General features: G+C 70.9%; 12 protein-coding genes. 4 read left to right on the top strand and 8 right to left on the bottom strand.

The features are described from left to right. Positions 1–26: 26 nt before the first annotated feature. The 3 genes from infB to nusA all read right to left on the bottom strand — a co-directional run bounded on the left by infB (position 27) and on the right by nusA (position 4,135). On the bottom strand, positions 27–2,792 hold the full coding sequence (gene infB, locus FFS51_RS03585; RefSeq protein WP_137877548.1) for a translation initiation factor IF-2: 2,766 nt from the start codon (positions 2,790–2,792) through the stop codon (positions 27–29). Between the two features lie 92 nt (positions 2,793–2,884). Continuing rightward, positions 2,885–3,136, bottom strand: a complete 252-nt coding sequence (locus FFS51_RS03580) for a YlxR family protein (protein ID WP_137877547.1) — start codon at positions 3,134–3,136, stop codon at positions 2,885–2,887. Between the two features lie 9 nt (positions 3,137–3,145). Beyond that, positions 3,146–4,135 carry a transcription termination factor NusA gene (gene nusA / locus FFS51_RS03575; protein ID WP_045246199.1) on the bottom strand — a complete coding sequence of 330 codons (990 nt, stop codon included), beginning with the start codon at positions 4,133–4,135 and terminating at the stop codon, positions 3,146–3,148. A 131-nt stretch (positions 4,136–4,266) separates the two neighbouring features. On the opposite strand from nusA, the gene FFS51_RS03570 reads away from it, so the two are divergent. Then, entirely contained in the window at positions 4,267–5,055 is a 789-nt protein-coding gene (locus tag FFS51_RS03570; RefSeq protein WP_171006089.1) for a DUF1206 domain-containing protein, read from the top strand. Positions 5,056–5,103: 48 nt separating this feature from the next. Here the strand turns inward: FFS51_RS03570 and FFS51_RS03565 are convergent, their stop codons facing one another. Both FFS51_RS03565 and FFS51_RS03560 read right to left on the bottom strand, forming a co-directional pair. Next, entirely contained in the window at positions 5,104–6,168 is a 1,065-nt protein-coding gene (locus tag FFS51_RS03565) for a hypothetical protein (RefSeq protein WP_137877545.1), read from the bottom strand. 73 nt (positions 6,169–6,241) lie between these two features. Further along, positions 6,242–7,999, bottom strand: coding sequence for a proline--tRNA ligase (locus tag FFS51_RS03560; RefSeq protein WP_137877544.1), 1,758 nt, complete (start codon positions 7,997–7,999; stop codon positions 6,242–6,244). A 53-nt stretch (positions 8,000–8,052) separates the two neighbouring features. Between FFS51_RS03560 and pcp the strand changes: the two genes are divergently transcribed. Then, positions 8,053–8,691, top strand: coding sequence for a pyroglutamyl-peptidase I (gene pcp, locus FFS51_RS03555; RefSeq protein WP_171006088.1), 639 nt, complete (start codon positions 8,053–8,055; stop codon positions 8,689–8,691). A gap of 18 nt (positions 8,692–8,709) precedes the next feature. Here the strand turns inward: pcp and FFS51_RS03550 are convergent, their stop codons facing one another. Further along, complete coding sequence (locus FFS51_RS03550) at positions 8,710–9,912, bottom strand: benzoate/H(+) symporter BenE family transporter (RefSeq protein ID WP_249352641.1); 1,203 nt, start codon at positions 9,910–9,912, stop codon at positions 8,710–8,712. Between the two features lie 78 nt (positions 9,913–9,990). Further along, positions 9,991–11,121, bottom strand: a complete 1,131-nt coding sequence (gene ispG, locus FFS51_RS03545) for a flavodoxin-dependent (E)-4-hydroxy-3-methylbut-2-enyl-diphosphate synthase (RefSeq protein ID WP_045246202.1) — start codon at positions 11,119–11,121, stop codon at positions 9,991–9,993. 238 nt (positions 11,122–11,359) lie between these two features. Between ispG and FFS51_RS03540 the strand changes: the two genes are divergently transcribed. Next, on the top strand, positions 11,360–13,246 hold the full coding sequence (locus FFS51_RS03540) for an anthranilate synthase family protein (protein ID WP_137877543.1): 1,887 nt from the start codon (positions 11,360–11,362) through the stop codon (positions 13,244–13,246). Positions 13,247–13,278: 32 nt separating this feature from the next. On the opposite strand, the gene FFS51_RS03535 is transcribed toward FFS51_RS03540, so the two are convergent. Continuing rightward, positions 13,279–14,685 (bottom strand): M50 family metallopeptidase, encoded by a 1,407-nt coding sequence (locus FFS51_RS03535; protein WP_056519539.1) that lies wholly within the window; start codon positions 14,683–14,685, stop codon positions 13,279–13,281. A 110-nt stretch (positions 14,686–14,795) separates the two neighbouring features. Between FFS51_RS03535 and FFS51_RS03530 the strand changes: the two genes are divergently transcribed. Then, positions 14,796–16,445, top strand: coding sequence for a Mur ligase family protein (locus tag FFS51_RS03530; RefSeq protein WP_137877542.1), 1,650 nt, complete (start codon positions 14,796–14,798; stop codon positions 16,443–16,445). The last annotated feature ends 57 nt before the right edge of the window (positions 16,446–16,502 follow it).

Here is a 16,502-nt window from a genome sequence, read left to right as displayed (position 1 = left end):
ATCCGTCATCGGAGCCGGGAATCGGATCAGCTGCGGGGCTTCTCCACCATCTCGGTCGTCTCGATCTCATCGCCGACCTGGATGTCGTTGTACTTGCCGAGGCCGATACCGCACTCGAAGTCGGTCTTGACCTCGGTGACGTCGTCCTTGAACCGGCGCAGCGACTCGATCGCGAGACCATCGGCGATCACGACGCCCTCGCGGATGACGCGGGCCTTCGCGTTGCGGGTGATGGTGCCGCTGCGAACGATGACACCGGCGATGTTGCCGAACTTCGACGAGCGGAACACCTCGCGGATCTCCGCCACACCCGACTGCACCTCTTCGAACTCCGGCTTGAGCAGGCCCTTGAGCGACTGCTCGACGTCGTCGATCGCGTTGTAGATGACCGAGTAGAAGCGGATGTCCACACCCTCGCGGGCCGCACGCTCGCGAGCCTTCGTGTCAGGACGCACGTTGAAGCCGATGACGATCGCGTTGTCGATCGTCGCCAGGTTCACGTCCGACTCGGTGATCGCACCGACACCGCGGTGGATGATGCGCAGCTGCACCGAGTCGTCGACCTCGATCTTGAGCAGCGACTCCTCGAGCGCTTCGACAGCACCCGACACGTCGCCCTTGATGATGAGGTTGAGCGACTCGACCTTGCCCTCCTCGAGAGCACGGGTGAAGTCCTCGAGCGAGATGCGCTTGCGAGCCTTCGCCAGGGCGGCGTTGCGCTCCGCGGCCTCACGCTTCTCAGCGATCTGGCGGGCGGTGCGGTCCTCCTCGGTGACGATGAAGGTGTCACCGGCGCGCGGCACGGAGTTCAGACCCTGCACCTGCACCGGACGCGAGGGCGCGGCCTCCTCGACCGCGTCGCCGTTCTCGTCGATCATGGCGCGCACGCGGCCATAGGCCGTGCCCGCGACGATCGCGTCGCCGACACGCAGCGTGCCCGACTGGATGAGCACGGTCGCGACCGAGCCGCGGCCCTTGTCGAGCTTGGCCTCGATGGCCACACCGCGCGCTGCCTTGTTGGGGTTCGCGGTGAGGTCGAGACCGGCGTCGGCGGTGAGCAGCACCGCGTCGAGCAGGTCCTGGATGCCGATGTTCTGGCGGGCCGAGACGTCGACGAACATGACGTCGCCGCCGTACTCCTCGGCGACCAGTCCGTATTCGGTGAGCTGCTGGCGCACCTTCGCGGGGTTCGCCTCGGGCTTGTCGATCTTGTTGACCGCGACCACGATCGGCACCCCCGCCGCCTGGGCGTGGTTCAGGGCCTCCACCGTCTGCGGCATGATGCCGTCGTCGGCGGCGACCACGAGGATCGCGATGTCGGTCACCTGCGCACCACGGGCACGCATGGCGGTGAACGCCTCGTGACCGGGGGTGTCGATGAAGGTGATCGCGCGCTCGATGCCGTCGTGCTCGGTCCAGACCTGGTACGCACCGATGTGCTGCGTGATGCCGCCGGCCTCGCCCGCGACCACGTTGGTCTGGCGGATGGCGTCGAGCAGTCGGGTCTTACCGTGGTCGACGTGACCCATGACGGTCACCACGGGAGGCCGGATCTCGAGGTCGTCCTCGCTCTCCGCCTCCAGCTCGGCCTCGAGGTCGAGACCGAAGCCCTCGAGGAGCTCCTTGTCCTCGTCCTCGGGCGAGACCATCTGGATCTTGTAGCCGAGCTCAGCGCCGAGCACCTCGAAGGTGGCCTCGTCGAGCGACTCGGTCGCGGTCGCCATCTCACCCAGGTTGAACAGGATGGTCACGAGCGTGCCGGGCTGCACGGTGTAGCCGCGCAGCGCCTCGAGCTTGTCGGCGAAGTCGGCGATCGACGCGCCGCGGCGCAGACGGATGATCTCGCCATTGCCCTTCGAGACGTTGACGCCGCCGACGACCGGAGCGTCCCTCATCTCGAATTCTTGACGCTTCGCCCGACGCGACTTGCGCTGCTTGGACTTGCCGCCGCCCTTGCCGAACGCACCCGCGGTGCCACCGCCGGGGCCACGGCCGCGACCGCCACCACCACCGGGACGCCCGGCGAAGCCGCCGGCTGCCGGGGCGCCACCGGGACGTGCCGCGCCGCCGCCGAACCCGGGGCGACCGGCACCACCGGTGCGCTGCTGGAACGGAGCGCCCGGACGACCGGCACCACCGGGACGACCCGCGCCACCCGGACGCGGAGCGCCCGGGCGCGGGGCACCGGGACGCGGGGCCTGGGGACGCGGGATGTTGCCGGGCGTCGGGCGCTGGCCCATTCCCTGCGCGCTCGCGAACGGGTTGTTGCCCGGGCGGGGGCCTGCGGGCCGCTGGCCCATTCCCTGCGCGCTCGCAAAGGGGTTGTTGCCGGGGCGCGGCGAGCCGCCTCCCGGACGCGGTGCCGGGGCGGCCTGTCCGCCCTGGCCGCCCTGCGGGCGCGCGGCCGGAGCCGACGGGGTCTGCGGTCGCGCCGGAGCCGCACCACCGGGAGTGGGCCGCGACGAGGCGGCGGGGCGCTCCACCTCGGGAGCGGGTGCCGCAGCGGACGTCGACGGTGCCGGGACGGCCGGGGCCGCGGATGCCGCGGGCTTGGGCGCCTGCGGCCGCGCGGGCGCCGCCGGGGTGGGACGTGAGGCGGCCGGCTTCGCAGCCGGGGCGGCCGAGGCGGTGCCATCGGCCTGCAGGGCCTCACGGAGCTTTCGCGCCACCGGGGGCTCGATCGTCGACGACGGGCTCTTCACGAACTCGCCGAGCTCCTTCAGCTTCGCGAGGGCGATCTTGCTGTCGACGCCGAGCTCGGAGGCAATCTCGTGTACGCGTGGTTTTGCCACAATTCTCCTGTCTGGGATCTACCCCGGACAGGGCAGACCGTTAGATGCGGACGGGTCTCATTTCGAGCCGTTCACTTTGTGTCCATAGCCGTTCAGCCGTTTCGCTGCAGGTGTTGGGTGATGGTCTGCGTATCAAGCGGGCCTGACACGCGCAGGGCGCGAACGAACGCACGCCGCCGGGTGGCGGCATCCGTGCATTCGAGTGTCGGATGCACCCACGCACCCCGCCCCGGAAGACTCTTGCGCTCGTCGACGACGAGCTCGAAGCCGCGGGCCACCACTCTCAGGAGAGCGGATCGCGGAGCACGTGTGCGACAACCGACGCACGTCCGTACGGGTTCCATCCTACCCCGTCAGCTCTCCTCGAGGATGCTGTCGGGCTGGATGTCGATCTTCGCCCCGGTGAGCTTCGCGGCGAGTCGGGCGTTCTGGCCCTCCTTGCCGATCGCGAGAGACAGCTGGTAGTCGGGAACGAGGGCGCGCACGGCCTTGGTCCCCGCGTCGAGCACGAAGCTCGAGGTGACCTTGGCGGGCGAGAGCGCCTTCGCGACGAAGGACGCGAGGTCGGCGTCATAGTCGACGATGTCGATCTTCTCGCCGCCCAGCTCCTCCGTGACGGCGCGCACGCGGCGGCCGAGCTCGCCGATGCACGCACCCTTGGCGTTGATCGCCGGGTCGTTCGCGCGAACCGCGATCTTCGAGCGGTGACCCGCCTCGCGCGCGAGCGAGACGATCTCGACGACGCCCGACGCGATCTCGGGGACCTCGAGGGCGAACAGCTTGCGCACCAGGCCGGGGTGCGTGCGGGAGACGGTGATCGCGGGCCCCTTGGTGCCCTTCGAGACGCTCGTGACGTAGACGCGGATGCGCGAGCCGTGGGCGTAGTCCTCACCCGGCACCTGCTCCTCGGGCGGAAGGATCGCCTCGACCGTGCCGAGGTCGACGTGCACCATGCGGGGGTTCGGGCCCTGCTGGATGACGCCGGCGACGATGTCGCCCTCCTTGCCGCGGAACTCCCCCAGCACCGCGTCGTCGGCGATGTCACGCAGCCGCTGGCTGATGACCTGCTTGGCGGCGAACGCGGCGATGCGACCGAAGTCGTCGGGCGTGACCTCCTCCTCGCCGATCACCGCGTCCTCGTCGTCGCGCAGCGGCACGAACACCGCGACGTGACCGGTCTTGCGGTCGATCTGGGCGCGAGCGCCGTCGGGGAGGACGCCGGTGGGCGTGCTGTTCTTCGCGTACGCCGTGAGGATCGCCTGCTCGATGATCGAGACGAGCTCCTCGAACGGAATCTCCCGCTCGCGCTCCACGGTGCGCAGCAGTCCGAGATCGATGTCCACGGGGCCTCCCTCTTCAGTTCTGGATGCGGCGCGGGGGCGACGCATCCCCCCTACGTTACCCGATCGGGATGCCGCGGGCCGGGCCGATCCGCTCCGCTGCGTTCCCCCACCTGCGGTCGTACTGTGGCATCGTGCCCTCCACCGACGCGACCGCCGCCGCCCACTCGTCGACCGCGTTCCGCGTCGTCGCGCGAGTCGGGTTCGCGGCGAGCGGGCTCGTGCATCTCGGCATCGGCATCCTCGCGATCGCCCTCGCACAGGGGCATGCGGCGGAAGCCGATCAGACCGGAGCGCTTCAGGGCATCGCTCGGCTGCCCGGTGGGGTTCTGCTCCTGTGGGCCTGCGCGGCGACGCTCTGGGCGCTGACGCTCTGGTACATCGTCGACGGCCTCTGGGACCGTCGACGGAATGGATGGAGCGCACTCGTGTCCGCATGGTCGAAGGCGGCCGCCTACCTGGCAGTCGGAGCGCTCGCAGCGGGAGTCGCTCTCGGATCAGCGAGCAACTCAGAGCAGTCCGCGAAGTCGACGGGAGCGACGCTCCTCTCGCTTCCGGGCGGGCCGTGGTTGCTCGGCGCGCTCGGCGCCGCCATTACCGGTGTGGGGATCGGTTTCGGATGGCGCGGGCTCACTCGCGGCTTTCGCGAGAGCATCGCCTTCCCGCGAGGCCCGGTAGGTGGGGCCGCGCTGGCTCTCGCGGTCGCCGGGTATGTGGCAAAGGGCGCGGCGCTCATCAGCGTCGGCGCGATCATGGCGATAGCTGCGCTCACCGTCGACCCGGCCGCTGCGGGCGGACTGGATGGCGCCTTTGTCGCGCTTCTGCGTCTGCCGCTCGGTGCTGCCATCGTCACGGCGATCGGCATCGGCCTCGTCGCCTACGGCCTCGTCATGTTCGTGCGCACTCGCTGGGCGAAGCTCTGAAGATCTCGCTCAGCGGGTTGTGAGGTGAGGGCGGATTCTGCACGGGGCTCACGATCCCGGCATGTTCAGTGCGGAGATCACGGCCTCGGCGACGGAGACGAGCGTGTCGTCGCGAAGCCCTCCGTAGACCATGAGAACGTTCGGCCCGCTCTGAACGAGCACTCTGCGCGACCCTTCAGCCGCCCCTGGTCCGGTCCACGCGGCGTCGGCACCGGCGATTGCGACAGGAGTGTATTCCGTGGATACCCGTACCGAACGGTTTGGGTAGATCTCCACCTCGACAAGGCGGATATCACTCGAGTACGCGTCGCCGTTTTCTGAGCCGGTCCACGGGCACCAGAGCGACGCGTGCGCCGCGGTCTCCGCCTCCCACGCAGGCCCCGCCGGAACGTGGTCGCCAGGGAAGGTGGGAGACGCAACCCTCCCACCAAGGAGCGCCGCCATGTCCACATCCCGACCTATGGCATCGCAGGTCACGTCACGCCACACCCCGGCGCCTGCGGTCGCGCCTGCGGCGGTCGGATACCTCGATGCCGCGGCGGCAACATTTGCCCACACGGTGTTCGCGATCGCGTAGCCCTCAGCGGGGGCCGCGGTGGTTTCAATGGCGACCCAGAGGTCCTCGACCCGCTGCGCGATAGTGCAGGGGGTCGATCGGTCGGATGGGCACGCCTCCGTGGAAGTCGGCGCATAACGCAAACGAACCTCGGGCAGGACTTCCGCGTCCGGTACGACGTAGACACTCACCGTCGTCCAGTTGAAGGGTTCGCTCGCGGCAGGCAGCGGCGTACTCCAGAAGCACGAGAGTGACCCCGTCGGGGACGCTGACATCGTTCGCGTCCCCGAGGGAGATGTCGCCAACGCCGGATCGATCGCCGCGCGCTCGGTCGGGGAAAGAACCGCATCGCAGTCACCTCCGAGCGCAGTCACCGCGGGCACTCCGGATGTAGTCGGCTCAGGCATCTCCATCGCCTCATTCGGGGACGCCGCGGTCGAAAACGGCTCCGCCGAGCGCTCACCGGCACTCGTCGCCCCGCCCATGCATCCGGAAAGAGCGGCGATCAATAGGCCGCCGACGATCACCACACCGAAGCGCTTTTCCCCCAATTTCATATGCCGAGCATATGCGTATGCTGAGTCCATCTCAACGGCGGTGGGGAGCCCCTCTCGGCTCTAGAACCCAGCGTCAGCGGGTTGTGAGCCGGGCGACAGCGTCGGCGAGCGGCACGACCTGGCGGTCGCCGCTGCGGCGGTCCCAGAGCTCGACCTCGCCTGCGGCCGCGCCGCGGCCGACGACGACGAGCTGCGGCACGCCGATGAGCTCCGCGTCCCCGAACTTCACCCCGGGCGACACCTTCGGGCGGTCGTCGTAGAGCACGTCGAGACCGGATGCCTCGAGTGCCGAGGTGAGCTCCTCCGCGAGGGCGAAGGCCGCGTCATCCTTGCCCGTCGCGACAACGTGCACGTCGAAGGGCGCGACCGACGCGGGCCAGATGAGCCCCCGCTCGTCGTTGTTGAGCTCGGCGATGATCGCGAGGATGCGCGTGACGCCGATGCCGTACGAGCCCATCGTGACGGTGACGAGCTTTCCGTTCTCGTCGAGCACCTTCAGGCCGAGCGCCTCCGCGTACTTGCGGCCGAGCTGGAAGACGTGCCCGATCTCCATGCCGCGGGCGAGCGTGACCGGGCCCGAGCCGTCGGGTGCCGGATCGCCGTCACGCACGTTGGCGACCTCGACGAACCCGTCGGCGACGAAATCGCGGCCGGCGACGAGGGAGTGCACGTGCTTCTGGTCGATGTTGGCACCCGTGATCCACGCGGAACCGTCGGCGACCCGCGGATCGAGGACATAGCGGATGCCGGTGGCCGACTCCTCGCCCAGCACCGCACCGGTCGGCGACCACGGTCCGATGTAGCCCTTGACCAGGAGCGGGTTCTTCTCGAAGTCCTCGGCCGTCGCGGCCTCGACCGCGGCGGGGGCGAAGGCCACCTCGGCACGCTTGTCGTCGACCTCACGGTCGCCGGGAAGCCCGACGATGACGAGCTCTCGCGTGCCATCGAGATGGGTCAGCGCGAGCACGACGTTCTTCAAGGTGTCGGCCGCGGTGTACGTGCCATCGAGCACGGCGTTGGAGTGCGCGACGAGGGTGTCGATCGTCGGCGTGTTCGGCGAGTCGAAGACCACCGGCTCACCCAGCCCGTCGAACGGGACGGGCGCGGGCGCCGTCGTGGTGAACGCCTCCACGTTCGCGGCGTAGCCGCCCTCCGAGCGCACGAAGGTGTCCTCGCCGACCGGGGTCGGGTGCAGGAACTCCTCCGAGCGCGAGCCGCCCATGGCACCCGCGTCGGCCTGCACGATCGCGTACTCGAGCCCGAGGCGCTGGAAGATGCGCTCGTACGCGTCGCGCTGCGCCTGGTACGAGGCATCCAGCCCGGCGTCCGTGTGGTCGAACGAGTACGCGTCCTTCATCGTGAACTCGCGCCCTCGGAGGAGGCCGGCGCGGGGCCGCGCCTCATCGCGGTACTTGTCCTGGATCTGGTAGATCGTCAGCGGCAGATCCTTGTACGACGAGTAGAGGTCCTTCACGAGCAGCGTGAAGACCTCTTCATGAGTGGGGGCGAGCAGGTAGTCGGCGTCCTTGCGGTCCTTCAGGCGGAAGATGCCGTCGCCGTACTCCTCCCAGCGACCGGTGGCCTCGTAGGGCTCACGCGGCAGCAGCGCGGGGAAGTGCACCTCGAACGCGCCCGCGGCCGACATCTCGTCGCGGATGATCTGCTCGACCTTCGCCTTCACGCGCAGGCCCAGCGGGAGCCAGGCGAAGATGCCCGGCGCCTGGCGGCGGATGTAGCCGGCGCGCACGAGCAGCCTGTGGCTCGTGACTTCGGCGTCCGACGGGTCTTCGCGCAGCGTGCGCAGGAAATAGGTCGAGAGACGGGTCACCACGATCCCCCAGTCTAGGACGATGGATGCCGCCGCCCGCCGCCTACCCTGGAGCGATGACGACCGTGCTGCTGACCGGGTTCGAGCCGTTCGCGGGCGACTCCGCGAACCCCTCGGGTGACGCCGTGCGCGCGGTCGCCGCGCGGTGGGATCGCGCCGAGACGCTGATCGTCGAGGTGCTGCCGGTGACGTTCGCGGATGCCGCGGCCCGCCTGCGCGTGTTGATCGAGCGGCACTCCCCCGACGTCGTGATCGCCACCGGCCTCGCCGGCGGCCGCTCGGCGGTGACGCCGGAGCGGGTCGCCCTCAACCTCGCCGATGCCCGCATCCCCGACAATGCGGGGGTGCAGCCGACCGACGCCGTCGTCGTCGGGGGCGCACCAGACGCACGGTTCGCCACGCTTCCGGTCAAGCGGATCGCGGCGGCGGTGGCCGCAGCGTCCGTGCCGTCCTCCGTGTCGCTCACGGCCGGCACCTTCGTGTGCAACGCGGCGATGTACACCGTGCTGGATGCGACGGCCGACCGCGCGGGTGTGCGTGCGGGTTTCGTGCACCTGCCGTGGTCGACCGAGACCGCGCCCGCTGGTGCGCCGGCGCTCGCCCTCGCCGACATCGTGCGCGCCCTCGAGATCGCGATCGATGTGAGCCTCACATCCGACGACGGGCGCCCGCTTGTGGGCGGCGAGATCGCCTGACGCCGGGGGCGCCGCCCGTCAGCGCCGCCCGAGTCGCAGCGCGGCGCGCACCACGAGCCCCGCGACCAGCGCCCAGAAGGCGGCGCTGATGCCGAAGAACGCGATGCCGGACGCCGCCGTGAGGAACGTCACGATGGCCGGCACCCGGTCGTGCGGGTCGGCGACGGCCTGTTGCACCGCCGAGCCGAACGCGCCGAAGAGCGCGAGACCGGCCACGGCGGCGATGAGACCGGCGGGCGCCAGCACGACGAGCACGGCGAAGAACGAGGATGCCGCGGCCAGCACGAAGTACGTCGAGCCGGTCGCGATGCTCGCGTACCAGCGCCTGCGCGGGTCCGGATGCGCGTCCGGGCTCGCCGCCAGCGCGGCGGTGATCGCGGCGAGATTGACCGCCGGCCCGCCGACGGAGGCGGTGAGGGCGCTGCCGAGGCCGGTGACGGTCATCGCGGGCCGCCACGGCAGGTCGTAGCCGAAGCTGCGGAGGATCGCCGTGCCCGGCACGTTCTGCGACGCCATCGTCACCAGGAACAGCGGGAGCGCGAGGCCCACGATGGCGCCGGTGGTGAACGTCGGCGCCGTGAACGCGACCCGCGGGAGGAAGGACGTCGGGTCGATCGCGGTGCCGGCCGCGCCGACCTCGATGCCGATCGCGATGGCCGCCGCGAGAAAAGCGAGCGGAACCGCCCAGCGGGGCAGGAACCGCAGCGCGATGAGCCACACCACGATCACCGGCGCGACCGCCCACGGGCTCTTGACGAGTCCGCTGAGCGGGGCGAGGCAGAGCGGCAGCAGCACGCCGCCGAGCATCGCCTGCGCGAGCGAGGCGGGGATACGCGCGATGGCCTGCCCGAGAGCGGGGATGAGCGCCGTGAGCAGGATGAGCCCCGCCACGACGTAGAACGCGCCGATCTCTGCCGACCAGCCGCCCTCGACGGCGCCGGTCGCGGCGATCAGGGCCGCCCCGGGCGTCGACCACGCGAGGGTGATGGGGCGCCGGTAGCGAAGCGCGAGCACGATCGTGCCGGCCCCCACGGCGAAGGACGCGGCGAGCAGACCGCTGGCCGCCTGATCGGACGTGGCGCCGGCCGCGTGCAGCGCCGTGAGCACGACGGCGAACGAGCTCGAGAACCCCACCAGCGACGCGGTGATACCGGCCGAGATCGGCCGCGACAGCGGCGCGTCGAGCGAGGGGCTGGATGCCGCGGCGGTCGGTTCACTCACCGGTGCACCGTATCGCGGCGCGGAGGCGTACCCGGACCAGGCGGACGGTGCCACCGGGCGACGGGTGGACCGGTGCGCTCAGGCGGTGACGACCTGGGCGGTGCCGAGGGGGGCGTCGGGGCCCATCTCGTCGGCGAGGCGGGTGGCCTCGGCGATGAGCGTCGCGACGATCTCCTCCTCGGGCACGGTCTTGATGACTTCGCCCTTCACGAAGATCTGGCCCTTGCCGTTGCCGCTCGCGACGCCGAGGTCGGCTTCGCGGGCCTCGCCCGGGCCGTTCACGACGCAGCCCATGACGGCGACGCGCAGCGGCACCGTGACATCCTTCAGGCCCTCGGTGACGCTGTCGGCGAGGGAGTAGACGTCGACCTGGGCGCGACCGCACGACGGGCACGAGACGATCTCGAGGCGGCGCTCGCGGAGGTTGAGCGACTGCAGGATCTGCAGGCCGACCTTCACCTCTTCGACGGGAGGCGCCGACAGCGAGACGCGGATGGTGTCGCCGATGCCCTCGCCGAGCAGGATGCCGAACGCCGTCGCGCTCTTGATGGTGCCCTGGAACGCGGGACCGGCCTCGGTGACACCGAGGTGCAGCGGCCAGTCGCCCCGCTCGGCGAGCTGACGGTAGGCCTTGACCATCACGATCGGGTCGTTGTGCTTGACCGAGATCTTGAAGTCGTGGAAGTCGTGCTCTTCGAACAGCGACGCCTCCCACACGGCGCTCTCCACGAGCGCCTCGGGAGTGGCCTTGCCGTACTTCTCGAGCAGTCGGCGGTCGAGCGATCCGGCGTTCACGCCGATGCGCAGCGAGACGCCGGCGTCCTTCGCCGCCTTCGCGATCTCGCCGACCTTGTCGTCGAACTGGCGGATGTTGCCGGGGTTCACGCGCACCGCGGCGCAGCCGGCGTCGATCGCCTGGAAGACGTACTTCGGCTGGAAGTGGATGTCGGCGATGACCGGGATCTGACTCTTCTTCGCGATGATGTGCAGCACGTCGGCATCGTCCTGGCTGGGCACCGCGACCCGCACGATGTCGCAGCCCGAGGCGGTGAGCTCGGCGATCTGCTGCAGGGTCGCGTTGATGTCGGTCGTCTTGGTGGTCGTCATCGACTGCACGCTGACGGGCGCGTCGCCACCGACCAGCACCTTGCCGACCTTGATCTGGCGGCTCTTGCGGCGGGGGGCGAGCGTTTCGGGGACCTTGGGCATCCCGATGTTGACGGCTGGCACGCCCCCAGCCTACGCCGACGGGGATGCCGCGGCCCCGACCCGCGGCATCCGAGCCCCGGCGGCGCCGGGCGCGGCCGAGCCGTGTGGTAGGTTCGCCCCATGTTCGCGCGCACCTGCTGGTGGCCCACCGCCTGAGGCGGTGGATCGTGCGATTCCGACCGCCCCGAGGGGCGGTCTTCTTCGTGAAGCGGCCGCCCCGACTCCGAAGGACCATCCCATGCCCGCATCCTTTGCCGAGCTGATCGCCTCCGACGCGCCCTTCGCGCTCATCGCGCGCGACGACGCCTGGGTCGAGGTGCTCACGGGTGAGGTCGTCGACGTCGACGCCCTCGCCGACATCCCTCTCGTCGATGCGACGGGGACCCCTCGCGAGGTGCTCGCGCTCGTGCCGTTCCGGCAGGTGCGAGAGCGCGGATTCGCCTCCCACGACGACGGGGCGCCGCTGCGATGCCTCGTGGTCGAAGGTCACGAGCGGATGCCGCGGGCCGAGGCCGTGGCCACGCTGCCGTCCGAGCCGATCGCCCTCGAGAACCCCGGCTTCGATCTGACCGACGAGGAGTACGCGGGGATCGTGCGCACGGTGATCTCCGACGAGATCGGCCGCGGCGAGGGCGCGAACTTCGTGATCCGCCGCGACTTCACCGCCGGGGTCGGTGCCGACCCGCGTCTGGCAGCGCTCACCTGGTTCCGGGCGCTGCTCGCCCACGAGCGCGGCGCGTACTGGACGTTCGCTGTCGTCACGCCCGGCCACGTCGCCGTGGGTGCGAGCCCCGAGGCGCACGTCAGCGCGCAGGACGGCGTCGTCACCATGAACCCGATCTCGGGCACCTTCCGCCACCCGGCGGGCGGCGCGACGCGCGAGACCCTGAGCGAGTTCCTCGCCTCCACGAAGGAGACCGAGGAGCTGTTCATGGTCGTCGACGAAGAGCTCAAGATGATGAGCGCGGTCTGCTCCGACGGCGGCCGCATCACCGGACCGCACCTGAAGGAGATGTCGCGGCTCACGCACACCGAATACATGCTGCGGGGCACGTCGACCCTCGACCCCCGCGACATCCTGCGCGAGACGATGTTCGCTCCCACGGTCACCGGCTCGCCGATGCAGAATGCCTGCACGGTCATCACGCGGTACGAGCGCACGCCGCGCGGTTACTACTCCGGCGTCGCCGCACTGTTCACGCCGGCCGCCGGCGGCGGTCACGACCTCGACGCACCGATCCTCATCCGCACCGCCTATCTCGAGCACGGCCGCCTGCGCGTGCCCGTCGGGGCCACCCTCGTGCGCCACTCCGACCCGTACGGAGAGGTGAGCGAGACCCACGGCAAGGCCGCCGGTGTGCTGGGGGCGATCGGCGCGGTCGCCCGCGACGAGCGCCGGAACGCCGACGCCGACCAGCCGACGGCCGAGCGCGAGCCACTCGCCGACGACCCGGAGATCTCCGAGCTGCTGACGTCGCGCAACGCCCGCCTCGCCCCGTTCTGGCTCAACCCGCAGGAGCGCGCCGACGGCGGCCCCTTCGCCGGTCGCACCGCGGTCGTCGTCGACGCCGAGGACCGCTTCACGACGATGCTCGCCCACCAGCTGCGCCACCTCGGCCTCGACGTCTCGATCGTGCCGTGGGCCGCGGCATCCGATGACGTTCTCGACGCCGCCGACCTGGTCGTCTCCGGCCCCGGCCCCGGCGACCCCCGCGACGAGGGCTCGGCCCGCATCGCCGCGATGCGACATGTCGTCGCGCATCGCCTTGAGACCGGACGCCCGCTGCTCGCGGTCTGCCTCAGCCATCAGATCCTCGCCGACCGACTCGGCATCGGACTCGCCGCGCTCGACCGGCCACACCAGGGCCTGCAGCTCGCCGTCGATGTCTTCGGCGAGCGCGCCTCGATCGGCTTCTACAACACCTTCACCGCGAAGGTCGCTCCGGGCACGACCGAGGTGGCCGGGGCGGATGTCGCGGCCGACCCCTCGACCGGCGACGTCTACGCCCTGCGCGGCCCGGGCTACGCCTCGGTGCAGGGCCACCTGGAGTCGATCCTGTCGCGCGACGGGCTGCGCACCCTCGAACGACTCGTCGCCCAGGCTCTCACGCCCGTCGACGCCTGACCGGCGTCAGTCGGGGCCGGGCCCAACCGGTGTCAGTGGAACAGTGACACCGGGTTGAAGACGTCGGCGAGCAGCAGCACGGCGCTCGTCGCCACCAGGAACACCACGACGACGAAGGTGACGGGCACGAGCCGGGTCGCATCGACGGGCTTCGGCGCGGGTCGGCGGAACAGCCGCGCCCACGCCCGCCGCAGTCCGTCCCAGAGGGCGATGACGACGTGACCTCCGTCGAGCGGGAGGAGCGGCACGAGGTTGAAGACGCCGAGCGCGATGTTGAGGGACGCGAGCAGGCCCAGCATCACCGAGACGCGGTTGATGATCGGGGCCGGTGACGACGCCACCTCCCCCGCGATGACCCCGGCGCCCACGAGGCTCAGCGGTCCGTTCGGGTCGCGCTGGGCGCCCGTGAACACCGACTCCGCCGCCTGGTAGACCTTCACCGGGAACTGCGCCACGATGCCGACGACCGCGCCGACGTTCTGCACCGCGGCCGCGGGCCCGTCCCAGATCGGCTGTCGCACGAACTCCACCGTCGGGGCGAAGCCGATGAAGCCGATCTCGCGGGTCTCGGCGACCCCGTCCGCTCCGGTTACCGGGTTGCCCGAGGCATCCGTCACGGGAGCCGTGATGGTCGCCGGCGTGATCGTGAGGGTCTGGGCGGCACCGCCGCGGTCGACGACGACCGAGAGCGCCTGACCGGGCGAGGCCTGCACGATCGCCGAGGCCGAGGCGAAGTCGCTGACCGCCGTGCCGTCGATCGAGACGATGCGGTCGCCTGCCTGCAGCCCGGCCTGCTTCGCGGGGGTGGTATCGGTCGCGCACGTCTGCGACGAGTACGAGACGGGCGTGCAGGCGCTGAGCGAGGCGACCGTCGCGGTCGCGGTCTGCAGGCCGATGCCGCTGAACACGATCGCGAACAGGACGATCGCGAGCACGAAGTTCATGAACGGGCCGCCGAGCATGATGACGACGCGCTTCCACATGGACAGCCGGTAGAACACCCGGTCGTCGGCATCAGCGATCGTCTCGTCGTTGGCCGCGCGGGCATCCTGCACCATGGTCGCCCAGAAGCGACCGCGTCGAAGCCGAGCACGATCGTCGGGCGTCGCCTGGTCCGTCTCGGTCTGGGTCACCGTCGCGACGCCACCGCCCACGGATGCGACCTGTGGGTCGGCCGATGCCGCCGCGCGCTCCGACTCGGAGGGCGGGTACATGCCGGCCATCGAGATGTAGCCGCCGAGCGGGATGAGCTTCACGCCGTACTCGGTCTCGCCCTTGCGTCGCGAGAACAGGGTCGGACCGAAGCCGATCATGTACTGCCCCACGCGCACCTTGAAGAGCTTCGCCGGCACGAGGTGGCCGATCTCGTGCAGCGCGATCGAGACGGCGAGCCCCACGATGAGCACGACGATTCCGATGACGAATGCGAGAACGGTCACGCCCCCACGGTAGCCCCGGCTGTCTTGGAGCGGGCCGACAAGGTGCGCTGTGCCCGCTCTGCGCGCTCGGCGCCCGGGTGCGCGCGGGTCGCTCTGGTTGAATGGGACCGATGTCCACACCGTCGAACCTGCCGCCCGTCCTCCGCCCGACGCACCCGCCCGCACGATCGCTGCGCGCTCTCGCCGAGGTGGTCGACGGCGAGGTGCGTGGACTCGACGGCGATGTCACGATCGGCGGCCTCACACTCGCCACGGCGGACCTGCGCCCCGGCGAGGCGTTCGTCGCGATCCGGGGCGTCAACCGGCACGGCGCCGAAGTGGCGACGGATGCCGCGGCCCGCGGCGCGGTCGCCGTCATCACCGATGCCGAGGGCGCCGAGATCGCGGCATCCGCCGGCCTGCCGATCGTCGTGGTCGACGACCCCCGAGCGCGACTCGGCGCACTGTCGGCGTGGGTCTACGGCACGGGCGCCGACGACGACCTCCCGCTGCTGTTCGCGACCACCGGCACCAACGGCAAGACCAGCACCTCCCACCTGCTCGAAGGCATCCTCGGTCAGCTGGGCGTGACGACCGGACTCTCCTCGACCGCGGAACGCCACATCGCGGGACGGGTGATCGTGTCGCGACTGACCACGCCCGAGGCATCCGAGTTCCATGCCCTCCTCGCCCTCATGCGCGAGGAGGGGGTCGAGGCGGTCGCCGTCGAGGTGAGCGCCCAGGCCCTCAGCCGCCACCGGGTCGACGGACTCATGTTCGATATCGCGGGGTTCACGAACCTCAGCCACGACCACCTCGACGACTACGCCGACATGCGCGAGTACCTCGAGGCCAAGCTCGAGCTCTTCCGCCCCGGACGCGCACGCCAGGCCGTGATCGCACTCGACTCGCCGTACGCCGCCGAGGTGACGTCCCGCAGCGGCGTGCCGTTCACCACCGTCGGCACCCCGGCCATCGCCGCCGACCCCGCCCTCGCGGCGCGCGCCGACTGGACCGTCGAGATCCTCGCCGAGCGCCAGGACGGCACCGACTTCACCCTGCGAGGCCCCGAGGGACGTACGCTCACCACGACCGTTCCGACGATCGGCCGGCACATGGCCGCGAACGCGGGACTCGCGATCGCGATGATCCATGCGGCCGGCTACGACTGGGAGCGCATCGTCGCCGCACTCGACGGGCGCCGCATCGAGGCGTACCTCCCCGGGCGCACCGAGCGGGTCTCCGGCGACCGGGGTCCGGCGGTCTACGTCGACTTCGGCCACTCCCCCGACGCCTTCGAGAAGACGCTCGCGGCGGTGCGGCACGTCACGCCCGGCACCGTCCTGATGCTGTTCGGCGCGGACGGTGACCGCGACGCGACCAAGCGCCACGACATGGGCCGCACGGCGGTGGAGGGGAGCGACATCCTCGTCATCACCGACCACCACCCGCGACGCGAGAACCCCGACACGATCCGCGCGACCCTCCTCGAGGGCGCGCGCCGGGCACGACCCGACGCCGAGATCCACGAGTACTCGCCGCCCGAGCGGGCGATCATCGAGGCCGTGAAGCTCGTCGGCGAGGGCGATGCGATCCTGTGGGCGGGACCCGGGCACCAGGACTACCGCGACATCCGCGGAGTGCGCACGCCGTACTCGGCGCGCGAACTCGCCCGCCGTGCGCTGCGCGACGCCGGCTGGCCCGTGCCCGAGCCGCACTGGCCGGTGCCCTACCCCACGGACACGACGCCCGCGTCCGACCCGGAGCGCCCGGCGTACTGACGCCGGCAACGCGTCGCTCGACCGCTCCGCTGCCGCGATGCAACCCGGCGAGCCTCG

It is taken from the genome of Microbacterium sp. 4NA327F11 (genome assembly GCF_005503465.1).
Taxonomy (GTDB): domain Bacteria; phylum Actinomycetota; class Actinomycetes; order Actinomycetales; family Microbacteriaceae; genus Microbacterium; species Microbacterium ginsengisoli.
The sequence above is the reverse complement of the archived record's forward strand: the minus strand, read 5'-3'. Positions and strand labels throughout refer to the sequence as shown.